Below are 20,800 nucleotides of genomic sequence, written 5' to 3'. Positions count from 1 at the left end.
CACGCCGCGCCGCATGCGCCATCCGCGCATCTGGCGCCTGCCGACGATGGACGACGTGCGCCGCACGTGCGGCCGCGCCCGCCCGCAACCGGAGTACCCCATGCAACGTGTACCGAACCAGCCGTTCACGCGTCCCGCCCGTTTCTCCGAAGCCGAATGGCAGGCGCGCGTGCAGCTCGCGGCCGCCTACCGGATCTTCGAGCATCTCGGCTGGACCGAGCTGATCTACAACCATATCTCGCTGCGCGTGCCCGGCGAAGACGGCCATTTCCTGATCAATCCGTTCGGGCTCCATTACCGCGAGGTTTGCGCGTCGAATCTCGTGAAAATCGACATCGACGGCAACGTGATCGGGCATTCCGACTGGCCGATCAACCCGGCGGGCTTCACGTTCCACAGCGCGATCCACGCGGCGCTCCCGGATGCGCATTGCGTGATGCACGTGCACACGACGCCGACGATGGCCGTGTGCTGCTCGCGCGACGGGCTATCGTTCTCGAACTTCTACTCCGCGCAGCTGTACGGAAAGATCGCCTATCACGACTTCGAGGGCATCACCGTGCATCTCGACGAAGGCCGGCGCATCGTCGCCAGCGCCGGCGGGCGACCCGTGCTGCTGTTGCGCAACCACGGGCCGGTGACGATCGGCGCGACGCTCGCGCAGACCTTCTCGCTGATGTGGCTGCTCAATCGCGCGTGTGAGGTGCAGGTCGCAACGCGCGCTATCGGCGACGCATTGCCGATCGAGCCATCGGTACTCGAGGGCTGCGTGCGCGATTCGCTGAATTTCGATCCGAAGCACGGTGCGGGGCAGGACGCATTCGACGCGCTGCAGCGCATCGTCGATCGCATCGATCCGGGCTATCGCGCGTGATGCGCGAGCGTCGCCGCAGCTGCTCGTCACCCGGTCGATTCGTGATGATCGGCGGTTCGCGGTAACCAATCTGCATCCCGAGGCCCGATTCGAGGCGGCGCGGGCAAAAAAAAACGCGGCCGGGCGGCCGCGTGAATACTCGCAGACTCCTTCGGACGAAGGAAACAAGCAACTGTGAGACGAAGTGTAGCGAAAGGCCGCACGCGGATTCAGGGCTTGCGGTGCAAAGGTCTCTTCCTGGTTCCGGCAGGCTGGCGGTTCGCGCATGTGCTGCCGGATCAGCGGCGATCGACTACCATCATGGAGCGCCCCCGGCCGGGCGGCGTCCCAAGTCGTACAAGGAGGATTCATGCTGAAGCTGCGTTTGCTCCAGGCCGTATTGCTCGCAGGCGTCATGGCCGCCGGCAGTGCCGCCGCCGAAACGATGCATCTGTCCGCCAGCCTGCAGCCGTCGAGCGAGGTGCCGCCCACCGCGACGAAAGGCTCCGGCGCGGTCGACGCCACCTACGACACGGCTACCCACATGCTTCGGTGGACGGTGACTTACGATCACCTCACCGGTCCGGCGACCGCCGCCCACTTCCACGGTCCCGCGCCGGTCGGCCAGAACGCGGGCGTGCAGGTGCCGATCCCGAAAGACGGGCTTGCGAGCCCCATCAAGGGCGAGAAGGAGCTCACCGACGCGCAGGTGACGGAGCTGATGAGCGGCAAGTGGTACTTCAACGTGCACACGAAGGAGCATCCGGCCGGCGAAATCCGCGGCCAGCTGATGCCGGCGAACTGAGCCCGGCGAATCCGCGCGCCCGCGTTTGATATGGAGGCTCCGGTCGAGCGGCGTGGCGACGATTGCACGTACCATCGCCACACCGCGACGACGGAGTGTGTTCGATGAGTTGGCAAAGCAAGTTCGCGTGCTGGCTGCTGCGCTGGCAGTTTCGTCCGGAGACCATGCGCCCGGTGCTCGACCCCGCCCGCGCGCGGCGCTTCACCGACCTCAGAATGGTCATCCCGCGGCGTGTGCCGTCGGGCGATCGGCTGCGCGAATGCTACGGGCCCGGCGACGCGCCGCTGCGCGGCGAATGGCTCGAGCGCACCGGCGCGGTCGCGGCGCGCGGCGCCGGCCGCACGCTGCTGTATTTCCACGGCGGCGGCTACTACTTCTGTTCGACGAAAACCCATCGGCCGCTCGTGTTCCGGCTGACCCGGCGCGCGGGCGTGCGCTCGTTCTCGCTCGACTACCGGCTCGCTCCGGAAAACCGCTTCCCGGCTGCGCTCGACGATGCGCTGGCCGCGTATCGCCAACTGCTCGCGCTCGGCACGCCGCCCGAGTCGATCGTGTTCGGCGGCGACTCGGCAGGCGGCGGTCTCGCGCTCGCGACACTCGTCGCGCTGCGCGATCGCGGCGAGCCGTTGCCGGCCGGCGCGATCCTGTTCTCGCCGTGGACCGATCTCGCGGGCACCGGCGACACGATGCGTACCAACGACGGCCGCGACCCGATGTTCTCGGCCGCCGCGCTGCCGAAGGCGGCAAAGCTGTATCTCGGTGATGCACCGGCGACGCATCCGTATGCGTCGCCGCTCTATGCGGATCTTGCCGGACTGCCGCCGCTGTTCATCCAGGCGGGCAGCACCGAGGTGCTGCTCGACGATGCGCGGCGCGTTGCCGACAACGCGAAGGCGGCTGGCGTGCCGGTGGAACTGGAGGTGTGGCCCGACATGCCGCACGTGTGGCAGCTGTACACGCCGATGGTGCCGGAGTCGCGCGACGCGCTCGATCGTGCCGCGGCGTTCCTGCGTCGCGTCGCGGTCGAGCGGGCGATTCAGCGCGCGGGCGAGCCGTCGATCGCCTGATACGCGGCCTTCACCGCAACCGACCCGTACTTGCGCTCGAGCCGGCGCACGGTGAAGTGGCCGTGCGCCATCTGCTGAAAGTGGTCGATGAACAGCGTGTTGACCGTCGCGCCGAGCACCGCGCCGATCGCCGGGATGGACTTCGCGGCCATCTGCTCGGTCACCTGCACCGAGAAGCGCGACGCGACCGTCTGCACCAGCTTGAATACCGCTGCCGAGCCGTGCGCGGTGACGCCCTTCGTCGTGATGTCCGACGACGCCTTCGAAATCGCCTGCGCGAGCGCACCGCGCAGCACGAAATAGCCGAGATCGGCTTCTTCCTCCTGCTTGTCCGGCGCACCGCCCATGCCGAGGACGGCCAGGCACTGCAGCTGCGTATCCACTGAACCGAGATCCTCGCCTTCGCTGCGCGCGATGTCGCACACCGAGCGGAAGATCAGCGTGGTCGTCACCGGCAACTCGACCGGCAACGCGAGGAAGCCGAACGCGCCGCCCGCAGCGCCGGTGGTCGCGACCGCGAGCTTGTGCAGCAGGTTGCTCGGCTTCTCCGGCTCCGCATCGGGCGTCTGCGGCTTGCCGAGCGTGCGCAGTGCGATGTTCAGGCATTTGCGCAGCGCGAGCTGCGTCGCGTCGTTGATCTTCCCGGTCGCGAAATCGGGCAGCCGCGCGATCATTTTCTCGACCGGCGCGCCCAGCACGCCCGTGAGCTTCATCGTCAGCGACGGGCTTTCCAGCACCTGCTTCGCGCGCCGCAGCGCGTCCTGGTCTTCCGGCGACAGCGTCGCCGCGGGCGTGATCGAAATCGGTTCCATGTTTCTCCTTCGCGGCCGGGAACGGGCCCCCGAACGTCGCCGGCCTAGATTACTCCGGCATGCTAGAATTTTGAGATTGCTTGACCCGTCAAAAGTTGCATCAACAAAAAATGGCCGTCCATACTGCCGCCCACCATTCGAGCGGGCAACTGCTGCCGTTCCGTGAATCGTTGCTGGCGATGATCGGGATCTCGTTCGTCACCATGCTGGTCGCGTTCGATCAGACCGTCGTCGGCACCGCGCTGCCGACCATCGTCGCCGAACTCCGCGGCTTCGACCTGTACGCGTGGGTGGCGACCTCGTACCTGCTCAGTTCCGTGATTACCGTGCCGATCTTCGGCCGCCTCGGCGACTATTACGGCAGGAAGCCGTTCGTCATCGCGTCGATCGTCGTGTTCACCGGCGCGTCGGTGCTATGCGGGATGGCCAACGACATGCTGTTCCTGGTCCTCGCGCGCGGCCTGCAGGGGATTGGCGGCGGGATGCTGGTCGGCACTGCGTTCGCGTGCATTCCGGACCTGTTCCCCGACTCGGTCGTGCGGCTGCGCTGGCAGGTGCTGATGAGCTCGGCCTTCGGCATCGCGAACGCGATCGGGCCGTCGCTCGGCGGGTTCCTCACGCAGTCGTTCGGGTGGCGCTCGGTGTTCTACGTGAACCTGCCGATCGGCATCCTTTCGCTGTTCTTCGTGTGGCGCTATCTGCCTCACCTGCGCCACGTCGAGCATCAGCGCAAGATGCGGCTCGACTGGCCCGGTGCGCTGCTGATCGCGTTGTCGCTCGGTGCGCTGCAGCTGTTCGTCGAATGGCTGCCGAAGTACGGCGCGGCGAGCTGGGCGTCACTGCTGCTGGTCGTCGCGGTCGGCGCCGGGATCGGCTTGTGGCATTGGGAAAAGCGCTCGGCGCAGCCGATTCTGCCGTTCGACATGTTCGGCAACCGGGCGCTCGCCGCGCTGTTCGTGCTCGCGATCCTGGCCGGCTTCTCGATGTTCTCGCTGCTGTTCTACGCGCCGCTGCTGTTCCAGGGCGGCTTCGGAATGTCGCCGAAGGAGGCGGGGCTCGTGATCACGCCGCTCGTCGTGTTCATCACGATCGGCAGCATCATGAACGGCCGTGTCGTCACGCGCATCCGCAATCCGAACGCGATGCTGCAGGTCGGGTTCGTGCTGTTCGCCATCGCGTGCGCAGGGGTCGTCGTGGCGACGCACGCCACGCCGGGCTGGATGTTGATGGCGCTGATGGCGGCCGGCGGGATCGGGCTCGGCTTCGTGCTGCCGAACCTGACCGTGTTCGCGCAGCAGACGGCCGGCCGCGAGCATCTCGGTATCGCGACCGCGCTGCTGCAGTCGCTGCGTATGGTCGGCGGGATGATCGGCACCGCGCTGACCGGCACGCTCGTCAACCAGCTGTATTCGAGCGGCGTGCGCGATGCGCTGTCGCGCGATCACGCGCTGCAATGGCATGCGCAGCTCGCCGATCCGCAGATACTGATCGATCGGGCCGCGCAGGGCGGTCTTGTCGCGGAGCTCACGCGCGCCGGGCATAATGGCGCGCTGCTGCTGGAAGCGGCTCGCGAATCGCTGGTCGGCGCGATCCACGTCGGCGTCGCGATGGCGGCCGTCGTCGCCGTGGTATCGGTGTGGCAGTGCCGACGCGTGCCGCCGATCGCGTTGCGGCACAAGATCGAGCCGCACGTCGCGGCCGACTGACCGATTGAACGAACAGAACTGAGCGCATGGAAGAACAGGACCGCGTCGCGATCTTGCAGCAATTCGGACGCACGTATCGCGCGTTCATGACCGCATTTGAGACGCACGTCGGACAGCCGATGCCGCGTTGGCGGATCATGGTCGCACTGCACACGATGGGCGGGCATTCGTCGCAGAAGAAGCTCGTCGAGGTGCTGCGCATCGATCCGGGCGCGCTCACGCGCCAGTTGAAGTCGCTCGACGCGCTCGGCTGGATCGAGCGCGCGTCCGATGCGCGCGACAACCGCGTGACCAACGTCACGCTGACCGCCGAAGGCCGCGCCGCGTTCGACGCGTGTCTGCCGCGCCGCAAGGCGTTCATCGAACAGACGATGGCGCAATTGCCGGATGACGTGCTGACCGCGCTGTCGGGCGCGCTCGCGATGCTGGAGTCGCGGATCGCCGACGTCGGCTCGCCCCCGGCGCCGCACTGAAGCAGCGGGGCCCGACGGGGCGCACCCGTCGGCCGCGCTCAACCGGCGACGCGCAGTGCGCGTACGCCCCTGCACCTGTCGGCGTTTCGCTTACTTCGCATTATTTCAATTCACGCCGGCGCCGTTCAAAGCTCGATGCGCGTACCGAGCAGCGCGAGGAACTGCGCGAGCCATGCCGGATGCGCGGGCCATGCGGGCGCGGTGACGAACGGCGCGTCGGTGACGGCCGCGTCGACCGGGATGTCCGCATATTCGCCGCCGGCGAGCTTCACCTCGGGTGCGCAGGCCGGGTAGGCCGAGATGCGTTTGCCGCGGATCACGTCGGCGGCCGCGAGCAGTTGCGCCGCGTGGCAGATCGCGGCAATCGGCTTGCCGGCTTCCGCGAACGCGCGCACCAGCGAGATTACCTTCGGGTCGAGGCGCAGGTATTCGGGCGCGCGGCCGCCCGCGATCGCGAGCGCGTCGTAGCCCGACGCATCGACGTCGTCGAACGTCGCGTTCAGCGTGAAGTTGTGACCCGGTTTTTCGGTGTAGGTCTGGTCGCCTTCGAAATCGTGGATCGCGGTCTTGACCTTGTCGCCCGCGCGCTTGCCCGGGCAGACCGCGTCGACGTGGTGGCCGACCGCCTGCAGTGCCTGGAACGGCACCATCGTTTCATAGTCTTCGGCGAAATCACCGGTCAGGAACAGGATCTTCTTCGCGGCCATGGCTTTCTCCATTGAACAGCGTTGAGGGTCCGTTCGCGCCGTGTGCGGCAGGCTGGAGCAACGGCGGCGAAGCGGCACCGAGGACGAAAGCGCAGTGTACTCCGGCAGATTGAAGCGCGCGTGACGAACGCCCCGCGCGACGGCGGAGCGCCCACGCGGCGCGTGCGATGCGTCAGAAGAACGTTTCGACGACTTCCGTCACGCGGAACTGCGGATCGAGGACGAGCAGCTGGCGCCACTTGTCGAACGTCAGGCACGGGTGCGAGATGTCGAACGCGACCATGTCGCCGACCTTCACGTCGGCGCCGGGCGGAATCTTCAGGTACGCGTGCTGGTCCATCATCCCGGTGACTGCCCAGCCCTCGCTCGCGGCGACGTCGCGCGGCGCGCTGTCGCGGCCCGGCCGGAAGTGGCGCGCCGGCTCGGGCAAGCCTGCGTCGAACGCCGCGTCGCGCTTGCCGAGCGCGATGATCGCGCGGTCGGCTTCCGGCACGGATTGCACGTACGCCCACAGCTGCAGCGCCGGCAGCAGCCCTTCGCCCATCCGGCGCGCGATCGGGTTGCGCGCAAACACGTCCGTCTGCGCTTTCTTGTAGATGCCGACGTCGTGCGTCAGGTAGCAGCCCGGACGCAGCACGACTTCCGCGAAACCCGCATCGGACGCCTTCGCGAATTCTTCCGCGACCACGTCGTACCACGCCGACCCGGCACCCGACAGAATCGCCGGCGTGCGCGCGAACCGGCCGGCTTCCGCCAGCTCGCGCGTGAACGCGACGGCATCCTGCAGGAACGCGCGGATTTCGCCTTCCTCCTTCAGCACGCCTTCGTAAAGTTCGATGCCCGCGAGCTTCAGCGTGCCGGGATAGCGAGCGATCGCGCCCAGCACGGCCTCACGCTGCGCGGCGTCGCGCACGCCCGCGCGGCCGCCCGGCACGCCGAGCTCGATCAGCACGTTCAACGTCTTGTTCGCGTCGCCGAAGAAGCGGCCGAGCTGGTCGACGCTGTCGGCCGAATCGACGAGGCAGAAGAACTCGAAATCGGGATCGGACAGCAGCCCGGCGATGATCGTCATGTTCTGGCGGCCGACCAGCTGGTTCGCGAGCAGCACGCGCCGCACGCCGCCGTGATACGCGGCCTGCGTCTGATGCGCGGTCGCGAGCGTGATGCCCCACGCGCCTGCCGCGAGCTGGCGGCGGAACAGTTGCGGCGCCATCGTCGTCTTGCCGTGCGGCGCGAATTGCGCGCCGTACTGCTGGACGAACGCCTGCATCCAGTTCAGATTGTGTTCGATGCGATCCGCGTACAGGACGGCGGCCGGCAGGCTTACGTCTTCCGCGAGCAGGTTCCACTCGAGCCGGCCCGCGTCGTCGAGCGGCACGCTCGCGCTCGGCACGTTGCCGAGACCCTTGCCCAACGGATTGATTGTCGGTTCTTGATAGTTTGTAACTTTCATCTCATCCCGCTCCATCATCACGATGCATTGCACTGAAGTTGACACGCAGATGGTACAGAAAGTAGCATCGGCGCGGTGATGTTATTTAGTAACATCGAGCTTCGCGTCCTTTTTCTCAGATGAATACGCCCGTGACTCCGTCCGCTGCATTTGCAGCCGACCCGCCGTCCGCGCCGTCCGCCGCGCCGGTCCTCGATATCGTTGCGCGGATCGCCGAATGCGCGCCAGAGCTGCGTGAAGCCGAACGCAAGGTCGCAGCGTTCATCCTCGCCGATCTCGCGCGCGCCGCGCATGCGAGCATCGGCGCGCTCGCGCGCGACGCGGAAGTCAGCGTCGCGACGGTCACGCGATTCGCGAAGGCCGTCGGCTGCCGCGACGTGCGAGAACTGAAGGTGCTCGTTGCGCAGGCAGCGGCCGTCGGGCAGCGCTTTCTCGCGCCTTCCGGCGAGCATCCCGGCGAAGATGCAAATGCCGCATCGGTCGTCTACGACGAGATCCGCGTCGCGCTCGCGCACAACCACCAGTTGCTGCGCAATACGTCGTTCGACGCGGCCGCCGACCTGCTTGCCGGCGCGAAGATGATTTATGTGTACGGGCAGGGCGGCGGCTCGACCGCGCTCGCCGACGAACTGCGCTTCCGGCTCGTGCGCTTTGGCCGACCGGTCGCGACCTATCAGGACAGCCTGTTGCAGCGAATGGTGTCGGCGACGCTGTCGCGCGACGCCGTGGTCGTCGCGCTGTCGGTGAGCGGGCGCGTGCCCGAGTTGCTCGAAAGTTGCCGCGTCGCGAAGCGTTATGGCGCGACGCTGATCGCGATCACGGCGCCGGCGTCGCCGCTTGCGGCGCTCGCCGATCACCTGATTCCGGTCGTCGCGTTCGAAACCGATTTCATTTACAAGCCTTCGACATCGCGCTACGCGATGATGATGGCGATCGACGTGCTCGTCACCGGGGTCGCGTTGCGGCTCGGGGATGCGGGCCGGGAATCGCTGCGCCGCATCAAGCACGCGCTCGATGCGCACCGCGGCGGCGGAGACCGTCAACCGGTAGGAGACTGACCATGCATTCGCATCCCGAAGCCGCCGATACGCTGATCGTCGGCGCGCAGCTGTACGACGGCACCGGCGCACCGCCGGTCACGCGCGACGTCGCGATCCGCAACGGCTTCATCGCCGCGATCGGCAACCTGTCGAACTGGCTTGCGGAGGCCGTCGTCGATGCGAACGGCCGCGCGCTCGCGCCGGGTTTCGTCGACGTGCACACGCACGACGACACCCACGTGATCCGCGCGCCGCAGATGCTGCCGAAGATCTCGCAAGGCGTGACGACCGTGATCGTCGGCAACTGCGGGATCAGCGCGTCGCCGGTGACGCTGGACGGCGACCCGCCCGACCCGATGAACCTGCTCGGCGATCGCGACGCGTTTCGCTACCCGACTTTCGCCGCCTATGTCGAGGCCGTCAACGGCGCGCACCCGGCCGTGAACGTCGCGGCACTCGTCGGCCACACCGCGCTGCGCAACAACCAGATGGACCGCCTCGACCGCGCGGCGACCGACGGCGAGATCGCCGGGATGCGCACGCAGCTCGAGGAGGCGCTCGCCAATGGCGCGCTCGGCCTGTCATCGGGCCTTGCGTACGGTTCCGCGTTCGCTGCGCCGGCCGAGGAGGTGATGGCGCTTGCCGAGCCGCTTGCGAATGCCGGGGCGCTGTACACGACGCACATGCGCACCGAGTTCGACGCGATCCTCGACGCGATGGACGAAGCGTACCGCGTCGGCCGTCACGCGAAGGTGCCGGTCGTGATCTCCCACCTGAAGTGCGCGGGCCCGTCGAACTGGGGGCGCAGCACCGAGGTGCTCGCGTCGCTCGAACGTGCGCGCCGCTACCAGCCGGTCGGCTGCGATTGCTATCCGTACAGCCGCAGCTCGTCGACGCTCGACCTGAAGCAGGTGACCGGCGACATCGACATCACGATCACGTGGTCGGAGCCGCATCCGGAAGTCGCCGGCAAGCTGCTGAAGGCGATTGCCGCCGATTGGGGCGTGACCGAGCAGGAGGCCGCGCAGCGGATTCGTCCGGCCGGCGCCGTGTACCACAACATGTCCGAGGACGATGTGCGCCGGATCCTGTCGCACCCGGCGACGATGGTCGGCTCGGACGGGCTGCCGAACGATCCGCTGCCGCATCCGCGGCTGTGGGGCGCGTTTCCGCGCGTGCTCGGCCATTACGTGCGCGACACGAACCTGCTGCCGCTCGAGGAAGCGATTCGCAAGATGACGTCGCTGTCCGCGCGCCGCTACGGGATCGCGAAGCGCGGCGAAGTGCACGTCGGTTATCACGCGGATCTCGTGCTGTTCGATCCGGCGCGCGTGCTCGATGCGGCCACGTTCGAGAAGCCGCAGCAGCCTGCGCACGGGATCGATGCGGTGTGGGTGAACGGCGTGCTGACCTACGAGAACGGGCGGGCGACCGGCGAGCGCGCGGGCGTATTCATCGCGCGCGGCGAACGCGTGCCGGCGAGCGGCGACGCCGCGTTCTGAACGCGGGCGCATTTCGATATTCCGCGTGCGCCGCGTTCGGCGCACGCATTCGCAACGGAACTGAAACAGGAGTGAAAACGATGAAGCGATATGGCGTGGGCGAAGCGAAGGGCACCGGCGGTCAGGTAATGCCGTTTGCGCGCGCGGTCGAGGCCGACGGCTGGCTGTACGTGTCGGGGCAGACGCCGATGGTGAACGGCGAGGTCGTCGAAGGCGGGATCGTCACGCAGTCGAAGCAGGCGATCGAAAACGTGATCGCGATCCTGAAGGAGGCCGGCTACGGGCTCGAACACGTCGTGCGCTGCGGCGTGTGGCTCGACGACGCGCGCGATTTTGCGTCGTTCAACAAGGTGTTCATTTCGTACTTCGGCGAACACCCGCCGGCACGCGCGTGCGTGCAGTCGAGCATGGTTATCGACTGCAAGGTCGAGGTGGATTGCATCGCGTACAAGCCGCCGGTGAAGTAACGCGGCGAGGGTTTGCATTGCAAAGAGGCCGGCGCATTCGCGTGCGTCGGCCTCTTTGCGTTATGGCGGCGTTGAGGCGCGACCGACCGGAGATGCGCGGGCAGGTGAAGGGCGGCAGGTCAAAATGCCTGCCGGCCTGCGTTCATTCACTGACGCGCAGTCCGCGCATTATCCGGCATCGGCTGGTTGTAATTGGTCCGGAACGGATTGATGTCGAGCCCGCCGCGGCGTGTATACCGCGCATACACCGCGAGCTTCACCGGTTTGCACGCATGCAGGATGTCGAGGAAGATTCGTTCGACGCACTGCTCGTGAAAGCCGGTGTGATTGCGGAACGAGATGATGTAGCGCAGCAGCCCCGCGTGATCGATCTGCGGGCCGACGTAATGGATCTGCACGCTGCCCCAGTCCGGCTGGCCGGTGACCGGGCAGTTCGAGCGCAGCAGGTCGGACACGAGCGTTTCCTCGACCGGCGCTTCGTCCTCGGCGTCCGCGGCCGACAGCAGCGAAGGATCCGGTTCGTACACGTCGGTGTCGAGATCGAGCCGGTCGAGCGACAGCCCGTCGAGCTCTTCCATCTCGAGCTTGCCGAAATCGTGCGGCGACACGAGCTGCACCGACACGCTTGCGCCGCACGCGGCCGACACGTCGCGCTTGAGCACGTCGCGCACCGCGTCGACCGAGTCGAACTTCGATTGCGCGAACGAGCCGAGATACAGCTTGAACGACTTCGATTCGACGATGTTCGGCGATTCGGCCGGCACGTAGAACGTCGCGATCGCGAGCTGCGGCTTGCCGCGCGCGTTGAGCCACGACAGCTCGTAAGCGTTCCAGATGTCGGTGCCGAAGAACGGCAGCGCCGACGTGATGCCGAGCTGCTCGCGCGCGCCGGCGCGCGGGATCGGGAACAGCAGCGATGCATCGTACTGCGCCGCGTAGACGGTGGCCTTGCCGAGCGGGGATTGTTCGGGGTTCATGGGACGAAGCCTTTACGACAGGAAGAGGCGATAAGCCGGATTGGCACTCTCTTCGACATACGGATAACCGAGCGCCGCGAGGAAGCGTTCGAACTCGGCATGATCGGCCTGCGGCACCTGCAGTCCGACGAGGATCGAGCTGTAGTCCGCGCCCTGGTTGCGATAGTGGAACAGGCTGATGTTCCAGTCCGGCGCCATCGACGACAGGAACTTCATCAGCGCGCCCGGCCGCTCCGGGAATTCGAAGCGGAACAGGCGTTCGTCGAGCGCGAGCGGCGAGCGGCCGCCCACCATGTAGCGGATGTGTTCCTTCGACAGCTCGTCGTGCGTGAGGTCGACGGTCTTGAAGCCGTGCGATTCGAAATTCGCGGCGATCTCCGCCGATTCGCCGCGCCGTTTGATCTGCACGCCGACGAAGATGTGCGCGGACTTTTCATCCGCGATCCGGTAGTTGAACTCGGTCACGTTGCGGTCGCCGACGAGCGTGCAGAAGCGCTTGAAGCTGCCGCGCTCCTCCGGGATCGTCACCGCGAACACGGCTTCGCGCGCCTCGCCGACTTCGGCCCGTTCCGCGACGAACCGCATCCGGTCGAAGTTCATGTTCGCGCCCGACGTGACCGCAACGAGCGTCTGGTTCTCGATTCCTTCGCGTTCCGCATAGCGTTTCGCGCCCGCGACGGCGAGCGCGCCCGACGGTTCGAGCACGCTGCGCGTGTCCTGGAACACGTCCTTGATTGCCGCGCAAAGCGCGTCGGTGTCGACCGTCACGACGCCGTCGAGGAATTCGCTGCAGAGCCGGAAGGTTTCCTCGCCGACGAGCTTCACGGCCGTGCCGTCCGCGAACAGGCCCACTTCGGGCAGCTCGACGCGCTCGCCCTTCTGCAACGACTGCGCCATCGCGCACGAATCCTCCGCCTGCACGCCGAATACCTTGATCTCGGGGCGCACGGCCTTCACGTAAGCGGCTACGCCGGCTGCGAGCCCGCCGCCGCCGATCGGCACGAAGATCGCGTGAATCGGGCCCTGGTGCTGCCGCAGGATTTCCATCGCGATCGTGCCCTGGCCGGCGATCACGTACGGGTCGTCGAACGGATGGACGAACGTGAGGTCGCGCTCGGCCTGCACCTTCACCGCGTGCGCGTACGCATCGCTGTACGATTCGCCCGCCTGGATCACCTCGACGCTCGGGCCGCCGTGCGCGCGCACCGCGTCGACCTTCACCTGCGGCGTCGTGACGGGCACGACGATCACGGCCTTGATGCCCATCCGCGCCGCCGAGAACGCGACGCCCTGCGCGTGGTTGCCGGCCGACGCCGTGATCACGCCGCGCGCGAGCGCGTCGGCGGGAATGTGCGCCATCTTGTTGTATGCGCCGCGCAGCTTGAACGAGAACACCGGCTGGTTGTCCTCGCGCTTCAGGTAAACGGGGTTGCGCAGCCGGGCCGACAGATTGCGGGCGGGTTCGAGTTCCGTCTCGAGCGCGACGTCGTAGACGCGCGCAGTGAGGATTTTCTTCAGATAATCGTGGGATGCCATGGGCGCTCGCGTGCGGTGCGGAAGCAGACGGTAAAGGATCAATGATAGCGCCAAGGGTCCGCTCGCACGCAAGCCGCATGCCGACGCGCCGTCGCCGCGCCGCGTGCGGGGCCGTCGTCGGCGCGGCGCGGTCCCTTTTTACCAATTTAACCGCATGGTTACCGACCGGACGGACGGCGAATGCCGCCGCGAAACCGCGTCGAACCAGGCCTGGCGCGGGTTGCGGCGAAAGCCCCACGACCTGTCCGGCGTCCCACGCATGGGCCGATCATGGGTTAGAATTCCGTTTTGAATCAAGGATCGGAAGATGCAGAGGCACCCTCGGATCGCCCCGTTGAAGCCGTCGCCGCGCGCAGCCAGCCCCGCGGCGGAACGGCATGCGCGCCGCGCGCGATCGTGCTGATGGCTCCGAGTGCCGCCAGGCCCTGCCGGCCCGGAACGGTGAGTCCTCACCCGCTCCGGCCCCATGCGAGATAGTCCCGCGCCTGGCACAAGAACAGATTTCCCCAAGATTGCGCCCACGCGCTTGCCGACGCCCGTGCACGGTGTATCGGCCCTCCGAGTCGTCCGAACATGAACGCACCACAAGTTTTCGATCCGCATGGCGCGGCCGCCGCCGTCGCCGCCGACCCCGCGCCCCGTCTGCGCGAGATTCCCTACAACTACACGTCGTTCTCCGATCGCGAGATCGTGATTCGCCTGCTCGGCGCGGATGCGTGGTCGGTGCTCGACGAGCTGCGCGCGGAACGCCGCACGGGCCGCTCGGCGCGGATGCTGTATGAAGTGCTCGGCGACATCTGGGTCGTGCGCCGCAATCCGTACTTGCAGGACGACCTGCTCGACAACCCGAAGCGCCGCGCGCTGTTGATCGAGGCGCTGAACCATCGCCTGACCGAGATCGGCAAGCGCCGCCGCGCCGACCTCACCGAGCACCACGACGACGCCGGCCGGGAACGCGCGGAGCGCGTCGAGATGCTCGAGGCCGCCGCGCAGCGCGCCGTCGACGAATTCGCGGACGAATTCGACAAGATGGCCGACCTGCGCCGCCGCGCGACCAAGGCGCTCGGCCGCTGTACGCAGAAGGACAACATCCGCTTCGACGGGCTGTCGCGCGTGTCGCACGTGACCGATGCGACCGACTGGCGCGTCGAATACCCGTTCGTCGTGTTGACCCCCGACACCGAAGCCGAGATCGCCGCGCTGATCAAGGCGTGCTTCGAGCTCGGCCTCACGGTGATTCCGCGCGGCGGCGGCACCGGCTACACGGGCGGCGCGGTGCCGCTCACGCCGTTCTCCGCGGTGATCAACACCGAGAAGCTCGAACAGCTCGGCGCGGTCGAGCTGACCGAACTGCCGGGCGTCGCGCACAAGGTGCCGACGATCTTCTCGGGCGCGGGCGTCGTCACGCGTCGCGTGACCGAAGCGGCCGAAGCGGCCGGCTACGTATTCGCGGTCGATCCGACGTCGCTCGACGCATCGTGCATCGGCGGCAACGTCGCGATGAACGCGGGCGGCAAGAAGGCCGTGCTGTGGGGCACCGCGCTCGACAACCTGGCCTGGTGGCGGATGGTCGACCCGGACGGCAACTGGCTCGAAGTCACGCGCCACGAGCACAACCAGGGCAAGATCCACGACGTCGACGTCGCGCGTTTCGAGCTGAAGTGGTTCGACGGCGCATATGCGCCCGGCGAAAAGCTGCTGAAGACGGAGATGCTCGAGATCGAAGGCCGCCGCTTCCGCAAGGAAGGGCTCGGCAAGGACGTGACCGACAAGTTCCTCGCCGGTCTGCCGGGCGTGCAGAAGGAAGGCTGCGACGGGCTCATCACGTCCGCGCGCTGGGTGCTGCACAAGATGCCGGCGCACACGCGCACCGTTTGCCTCGAATTCTTCGGCCAGGCGCGCGAGGCGATCCCGAGCATCGTGGAAATCAAGGACTACCTGTTCGAGACGTCGAAGCAGGGCGGCGCGATTCTCGCCGGCCTTGAGCACCTCGACGAGCGCTACCTGCGCGCGGTCGGCTACGCGACCAAGAGCAAGCGCAACGCATTCCCGAAAATGGTGCTGATCGGCGACATCGTCGGCGACGACGCCGATGCGGTCGCGCAGGCGACGTCCGAAGTGATCCGGATGGCGAACGGCAAGAGCGGCGAAGGCTTCGTCGCGGTCAGTGCGGAGGCGCGCAAGCGCTTCTGGCTCGACCGCAGCCGCACGGCCGCGATCGCGAAGCACACGAACGCGTTCAAGATCAATGAAGACGTCGTGATCCCGCTGAACCGGATGGGCGAGTACACCGACGGCATCGAGCGGATCAACATCGAGCTGTCGCTCAAGAACAAGCTGCAGCTGGTCGACGCGCTCGAAGCGTTCTTCCGTGGCGGCAACCTGCCGCTCGGCAAGACCGACGATGCGAACGAGATCCCGAGCGCGGAACTGCTGGAAGACCGCGTACAGCAGGCGCTGGAGTTGCTCAAGCGCGTGCGCGCGCGCTGGGAATTCGTGCGCGACCGGCTCGACCAGCCGCTGCGCGAGGCGCAGCACTACCTCGTGCAGCTCGGCTACGAGGCGCTCGCCGAGAAGTTCGCGGACCGCGCGGACGAGCAGCCGGGCGCGACCGTATTCCACGTGACGCAGGACCGCACGGTGCGCATCTCGTGGAAGCAGGAAATCCGTGCGGAACTGCGCGCGATCTTCAACGGCGGCGCGTTCAAGCCGATCCTCGACGAAGCGCAGGCGATCCACAAGCGCGTGCTGCGCGGCCGGGTTTTCGTCGCGTTGCACATGCACGCGGGCGACGGCAACGTTCACACGAACATCCCGGTCAACTCGGACAACTACGAGATGCTGCAGGACGCGCACGCGGCCGTCGCACGCATCATGACGCTCGCGCGCTCGCTCGACGGCGTGATCTCCGGCGAGCACGGGATCGGCATCACGAAGCTCGAGTTCCTGACCGACGACGAAATCGCCGAATTCCGCGCATACAAACAGCGCGTCGACCCGAACGGCCGCTTCAACAAGGGCAAGCTGCTCGACGGCGCCGATTTGCGCAACGCATACACGCCGAGCTTCGGGCTGATGGGTTACGAGTCGCTGATCATGCAGCAGTCCGACATCGGCGCGATTGCGGACTCGGTGAAGGACTGCCTGCGCTGCGGCAAGTGCAAGCCGGTGTGCGCGACCCACGTGCCGCGTGCGAACCTGCTGTACAGCCCGCGCAACAAGATCCTCGCGACGTCGCTGCTGGTCGAGGCATTCCTGTACGAGGAACAGACGCGCCGCGGCGTGTCGATCAAGCACTGGGACGAGTTCAACGACGTGGCCGATCACTGCACGGTGTGCCACAAGTGCGCGACGCCGTGTCCGGTGAAGATCGACTTCGGCGACGTCACGATGAACATGCGCAATCTGTTGCGCAAGATGGGCAAGAAGAAATTCAACGCCGGCAATGCGGCGGGCATGTTCTTCCTGAACGCGACCAATCCGCAGACGATCAACGCCGCGCGCAGCGTGATGATGGGCGTCGGCTACAAGGTCCAGCGCTTCGCGAACGACATGCTGAAGAAGGTCGTGACGAAGCAGACGCAGCATCCGCCCGCGACCACCGGCAAACCGCCCGCGGTCGAGCAGGTGATCCACTTCGTCAACAAGAAGATGCCGGGCAACCTGCCGAAGAAGACGGCGCGCGCGCTGCTCGACATCGAGGACAACAAGATCGTGCCGATCATCCGCAACCCGAAGTCGACGACCGTCGATTCGGAAGCGGTGTTCTACTTCCCCGGCTGCGGCTCCGAGCGCCTGTTCTCGCAGGTCGGGCTCGCGACGCAGGCGATGCTGTGGGAAGCGGGCGTGCAGACGGTGCTGCCGCCGGGCTACCTGTGCTGCGGCTACCCGCAGCGCGGCTCGGGTCAGTACGACAAGGCGGAGAAGATCGTCACCGACAACCGCGTGCTGTTCCACCGGGTCGCGAACACGCTGAACTACCTCGACATCAAGACGGTGGTCGTGTCGTGCGGCACCTGCTACGACCAGCTCGCCGGCTATGAATTCGACAAGATCTTCCCGGGCTGCCGGATCATCGACATTCACGAGTTCCTGCTCGAAAAGGGGATGAAGCTCGACGGCGTGACGGGCACGCGCTACATGTATCACGACCCGTGCCACACGCCGATCAAGACGATGGACCCGGTCAAGCTCGTCAACGAGCTGATGGGCGCGGAGAAGGACGGCTACAAGATCGAAAAGAACGAGCGCTGCTGCGGCGAATCGGGCACGCTGGCGGTCACGCGCCCCGACATCTCGACGCAGGTCCGTTTCCGCAAGGAAGAGGAAATCCGCAAGGGCGCTGCGAAGCTGCGCAGCATCCCGGTCGTGGCCGGCGACGCGCCGGCGCCGGCGGCCGCGAGCGCGAACGGCCCGGACGTGAAGATCCTGACGAGCTGCCCGTCGTGCCTGCAGGGCCTGTCGCGCTACAACGAGGACGCGAACCTCGAGGCCGACTACATCGTGGTCGAAATCGCGCGCCAGGTGCTCGGCGAGAACTGGATGGCCGACTATGTCGCACACGCGAACAATGGCGGGATCGAGCGCGTGCTGGTCTAATGCGGGCATGACGACCGCCCGGCGGGGCAACGGATGAGAGCGGGCGCTGGCGCTGATGCACCGGCGCCCGTGCACATGGGAGCGACGATGGAATGCGTGTTTTGCCGTGAAGACGGCGGCGAAGTGCTCTGGCAGGACGACGTGCTGCGCGTCGTCCTCGCGACGGGCGAGCACGACTACCCGGGCTTCTGCCGGGTGATCTGGGGCGCGCACGTGGCCGAGTTCTCGGATCTCGGCGAGCCCGAGCGGGCACACCTGATGCGCGTGGTGTACGCGGTGGAGCGCGCGGTGCGCCGCGTGATGCAGCCCAACAAGGTGAATCTCGCGAGCCTCGGCAACATGGTGCCGCACGTCCACTGGCACGTGATCCCGCGCTTTTCGAACGATGCCCATTTTCCGCAGCCCGTGTGGGCGCCGCGCCAGCGCAGCGTGTCCGAGGCGCTGCTGCGCTCGCGCGCGGCGCAAGCCTCGTTGCTGCACAATGCGGTGCGCGAGGAAATTCAACGAACGACCGATTCGAGGCAGCCATGAGCGGTTTGACTTCCACGACGCCGATTCCGTCCGGCGTCGTCGTGCATGCGGTGTCGCGCGTGCTCGAATTGCAGTATCCGAACGGCGAGAACTACCGGATCCCGTTCGAGCTGATGCGCGTCTATTCGCCGTCGGCCGAAGTGCGCGGCCACGGGCCCGGCCAGGAGACGCTGCAGACCGGCAAGCGCGAGGTGACGATCACCGCGCTCGAGGGGGTGGGCAACTACGCGCTGCAGCCGACGTTCTCCGACGGCCATTCGACCGGCATCTACTCGTGGGATCTGCTGTACGAACTGGCGACGCAGCAGGATGCGCTGTGGCGCGACTATTTCGACAAACTAAAGGCGGCGGGCATCGAGCGCGACGCGCCGATGCAGGCGGCGCCCGCGCCGCACGGCCACTGCCACTGAAATCGACGGCGCCCGCTCGGCGCCGTCTTGCCATTTACTGAGGATCAACGCGATGAGCAAAACCCACTTCGGCTTCGAAAGCGTCGAGGAAACTGAAAAAGCGAAGAAAGTGGCGGGCGTGTTCCATTCGGTCGCGAGCAACTACGATCTGATGAACGACCTGATGTCCGCGGGCATGCACCGCGCGTGGAAGGCGTTCACGATCGCGCAGGCGAACGTGCGCCCCGGCTTCAAGGTGCTCGACATCGCGGCCGGCACCGGCGACCTGACGAAGGCGTTCGCGAAGGCGGCCGGCCCGACCGGCGAAGTCTGGCATACGGACATCAACGAATCGATGCTGCGGGTGGGCCGCGACCGGCTGCTCGACAAGGGCATCGTGACGCCGTCGCTGCTGTGCGACGCCGAGAAAATTCCGTTTCCGGACAACTACTTCGATGTGGTCACGGTGGCGTTCGGGCTGCGCAACATGACGCACAAGGACGCCGCGCTCGCCGAAATGCGCCGCGTCGCAAAGCCTGGCGGCCGGGTGATGGTGCTGGAATTCTCGAAAGTCTGGGAACCGCTGAAAAAAGCGTACGATCTGTATTCTTTCAAAGTATTACCGTGGCTTGGCGACAAGTTCGCGAAAGATGCTGAAAGTTATCGGTATCTTGCTGAATCTATCCGGATGCACCCCGATCAGGACACGCTGAAGACGATGATGGAACAAGCGGGCCTCGACGCCGTCAAATATTACAATTTGTCAGGTGGCGTGGTAGCTTTACACCTTGGAACCAAGTACTAAGGGGTTCTTTCCATACATTCGCCTTACATGTGGAGAAGCTGATGTCCGAATCGCGTTCGTTGTTCAACCGTAGCAAGCCGTCGAAGCCGTGGGCTCGACGGGTCGGCACGCTGCTGATGGTCGGCCTGCTCACGGCCGGCACGTTCGCATCGCTCGACGCCGAAGCGAAGCGCATGGGCGGCGGACGCAGCATCGGCCGCCAGAACTCGACCGTCACGCAGCGCCAGGCCACGCCGCCGGCGCAGCAGCCGATGCAGCAAGCCGCGCCGTCCCAGGCGCAGCGCGCGAATCCGGCCGCGCCGGCGCCCGCCGCGCAGCCGAACCGCTCGCGCTGGCTCGGGCCGATCGCCGGTCTCGCGGCCGGTCTTGGCATCGCGGCGCTGCTGTCGCACTTTGGCCTGGGCGGCGCATTCGCGAGCATGATGGCGAACGTGATCGTGATCGCGCTGCTCGCGATGATCGGCATCTGGCTGGTTCGCAAGTTCATGAACCGTCGCCGTCCGCACGAGCCGGCGTACTCGGTTGGCGGCGCGGCATCGTCGTCGGGCGGCTACTCGCAAAGCCCGTCGTTCCAGCAGGGCGCCGTCGGCAACCATGCCGGCAGCGGCAGCAGCTATGCGAACGAGGCGCAGAGCGTGTTCGGCGGCGGCGCGGCAGCCGCGGGCGCGGCCGGCGCGATGGCCGCCGCACCGCTTCAGGTGCCGGCCGGGTTCGACACCGATGCGTTCCTGCGTAGCGCGAAGGTGTACTTCGTCCGCCTGCAGGCGGCGTGGGATCAGGGCAACCTCGCCGACATCCGCGAGTTCACGACGCCGGAAATGTTCGCCGAGATCAAGATCGACCTCGACTCGCGCGGCAACGACGCGAACCAGACCGACGTCGTGCAGCTCGACGCGGAACTGGTCGCGATCGAGGATCGCGGGATCGAGCAGTCGGCAAGCGTGCGCTTCCACGGTTTGATCCGCGAATCGGCGAACGCGTCGGCTGCGCCGTTCGACGAGGTGTGGAACCTGTCGAAGTCGGGCAGTCAGGGCTGGTTGCTCGCGGGTATCCAGCAGATCAACACGCACTGAGCGTG

Annotated in this window: 18 protein-coding genes; 13 read left to right on the top strand and 5 right to left on the bottom strand. The window is 66.7% G+C overall.

The features are described from left to right. Nucleotides 1-100 precede the first annotated feature (100 nt). The 3 genes from KDW55_RS06865 to KDW55_RS06855 all read left to right on the top strand — a co-directional run bounded on the left by KDW55_RS06865 (nt 101) and on the right by KDW55_RS06855 (nt 2,725). A complete protein-coding gene (locus tag KDW55_RS06865; RefSeq protein ID WP_212149446.1) occupies nt 101-874 on the top strand; it encodes a class II aldolase/adducin family protein in 774 nt (257 codons plus the stop codon). Nucleotides 875-1,223: 349 nt separating this feature from the next. Further along, a complete protein-coding gene (locus KDW55_RS06860) occupies nt 1,224-1,658 on the top strand; it encodes a CHRD domain-containing protein (protein WP_040141954.1) in 435 nt (144 codons plus the stop codon). 104 nt (nt 1,659-1,762) lie between these two features. Then, the gene (locus KDW55_RS06855) at nt 1,763-2,725 is read left to right on the top strand and encodes an alpha/beta hydrolase (protein WP_212160853.1); all 963 of its coding nucleotides are present in this window, start codon (nt 1,763-1,765) and stop codon (nt 2,723-2,725) included. Here KDW55_RS06855 and KDW55_RS06850 read toward each other — a convergent pair. After that, nucleotides 2,695-3,537 carry an EcsC family protein gene (locus KDW55_RS06850; RefSeq protein ID WP_069241749.1) on the bottom strand — a complete coding sequence of 281 codons (843 nt, stop codon included), beginning with the start codon at nt 3,535-3,537 and terminating at the stop codon, nt 2,695-2,697. The genes KDW55_RS06855 and KDW55_RS06850 overlap by 31 nt on opposite strands. A 110-nt stretch (nt 3,538-3,647) precedes the next feature. Here KDW55_RS06850 and KDW55_RS06845 point away from each other — a divergent pair, with 110 nt between their 5' ends. Together KDW55_RS06845 and KDW55_RS06840 are read left to right on the top strand one after the other, a co-directional pair. After that, nucleotides 3,648-5,243, top strand: a complete 1,596-nt coding sequence (locus tag KDW55_RS06845; protein WP_212160854.1) for an MDR family MFS transporter — start codon at nt 3,648-3,650, stop codon at nt 5,241-5,243. A gap of 26 nt (nt 5,244-5,269) precedes the next feature. Then, nucleotides 5,270-5,716 carry a MarR family winged helix-turn-helix transcriptional regulator gene (locus KDW55_RS06840; protein WP_040141948.1) on the top strand — a complete coding sequence of 149 codons (447 nt, stop codon included), beginning with the start codon at nt 5,270-5,272 and terminating at the stop codon, nt 5,714-5,716. Nucleotides 5,717-5,841: 125 nt separating this feature from the next. Here KDW55_RS06840 and KDW55_RS06835 read toward each other — a convergent pair whose 3' ends face one another. Next, nucleotides 5,842-6,423, bottom strand: a complete 582-nt coding sequence (locus KDW55_RS06835; RefSeq protein WP_040141946.1) for a DJ-1/PfpI family protein — start codon at nt 6,421-6,423, stop codon at nt 5,842-5,844. 172 nt (nt 6,424-6,595) lie between these two features. Beyond that, nucleotides 6,596-7,876 (bottom strand): amino acid deaminase, encoded by a 1,281-nt coding sequence (locus tag KDW55_RS06830; RefSeq protein WP_040141945.1) that lies wholly within the window; start codon nt 7,874-7,876, stop codon nt 6,596-6,598. A 119-nt stretch (nt 7,877-7,995) separates the two neighbouring features. Here KDW55_RS06830 and KDW55_RS06825 point away from each other — a divergent pair, with 119 nt between their 5' ends. The 3 genes from KDW55_RS06825 (at nt 7,996) to KDW55_RS06815 (ending at nt 10,885) form a co-directional block, all read left to right on the top strand. Further along, complete coding sequence (locus tag KDW55_RS06825; protein WP_040141942.1) at nt 7,996-8,934, top strand: MurR/RpiR family transcriptional regulator; 939 nt, start codon at nt 7,996-7,998, stop codon at nt 8,932-8,934. Between the two features lie 2 nt (nt 8,935-8,936). Further along, the gene (locus KDW55_RS06820) at nt 8,937-10,418 is read left to right on the top strand and encodes a D-aminoacylase (RefSeq protein WP_212160855.1); all 1,482 of its coding nucleotides are present in this window, start codon (nt 8,937-8,939) and stop codon (nt 10,416-10,418) included. Between the two features lie 80 nt (nt 10,419-10,498). After that, nucleotides 10,499-10,885 carry a RidA family protein gene (locus tag KDW55_RS06815; RefSeq protein WP_040141939.1) on the top strand — a complete coding sequence of 129 codons (387 nt, stop codon included), beginning with the start codon at nt 10,499-10,501 and terminating at the stop codon, nt 10,883-10,885. A 146-nt stretch (nt 10,886-11,031) separates the two neighbouring features. On the opposite strand, the gene queF is transcribed toward KDW55_RS06815, so the two are convergent. Together queF and ilvA are read right to left on the bottom strand one after the other, a co-directional pair. Continuing rightward, nucleotides 11,032-11,862, bottom strand: coding sequence for an NADPH-dependent 7-cyano-7-deazaguanine reductase QueF (gene queF / locus KDW55_RS06810; protein ID WP_059548686.1), 831 nt, complete (start codon nt 11,860-11,862; stop codon nt 11,032-11,034). Between the two features lie 12 nt (nt 11,863-11,874). Further along, nucleotides 11,875-13,398, bottom strand: a complete 1,524-nt coding sequence (gene ilvA, locus KDW55_RS06805; RefSeq protein WP_209821102.1) for a threonine ammonia-lyase, biosynthetic — start codon at nt 13,396-13,398, stop codon at nt 11,875-11,877. A gap of 573 nt (nt 13,399-13,971) precedes the next feature. On the opposite strand from ilvA, the gene KDW55_RS06800 reads away from it, so the two are divergent. The 5 genes from KDW55_RS06800 (at nt 13,972) to KDW55_RS06780 (ending at nt 20,795) form a co-directional block, all read left to right on the top strand. After that, a complete protein-coding gene (locus KDW55_RS06800) occupies nt 13,972-17,997 on the top strand; it encodes a DUF3683 domain-containing protein (protein WP_059548683.1) in 4,026 nt (1,341 codons plus the stop codon). An 87-nt stretch (nt 17,998-18,084) separates the two neighbouring features. Beyond that, nucleotides 18,085-18,528 (top strand): HIT family protein, encoded by a 444-nt coding sequence (locus KDW55_RS06795; RefSeq protein WP_175923984.1) that lies wholly within the window; start codon nt 18,085-18,087, stop codon nt 18,526-18,528. Then, on the top strand, nt 18,525-18,938 hold the full coding sequence (locus KDW55_RS06790) for a DUF971 domain-containing protein (RefSeq protein ID WP_040141927.1): 414 nt from the start codon (nt 18,525-18,527) through the stop codon (nt 18,936-18,938). Before KDW55_RS06795 ends, KDW55_RS06790 begins: the two co-directional genes overlap by 4 nt. Before the next feature lie 52 nt (nt 18,939-18,990). After that, the gene (gene ubiE / locus KDW55_RS06785) at nt 18,991-19,722 is read left to right on the top strand and encodes a bifunctional demethylmenaquinone methyltransferase/2-methoxy-6-polyprenyl-1,4-benzoquinol methylase UbiE (RefSeq protein WP_040141925.1); all 732 of its coding nucleotides are present in this window, start codon (nt 18,991-18,993) and stop codon (nt 19,720-19,722) included. A 41-nt stretch (nt 19,723-19,763) separates the two neighbouring features. Further along, complete coding sequence (locus KDW55_RS06780; RefSeq protein ID WP_212160856.1) at nt 19,764-20,795, top strand: TIM44-like domain-containing protein; 1,032 nt, start codon at nt 19,764-19,766, stop codon at nt 20,793-20,795. The last annotated feature ends 5 nt before the right edge of the window (nt 20,796-20,800 follow it).

The organism is Burkholderia sp. AU19243 (assembly GCF_018148075.1).
Taxonomy (GTDB): Bacteria; Pseudomonadota; Gammaproteobacteria; order Burkholderiales; family Burkholderiaceae; genus Burkholderia; species Burkholderia latens_A.
This window is presented reverse-complemented; position numbering and strand designations above follow the sequence as displayed.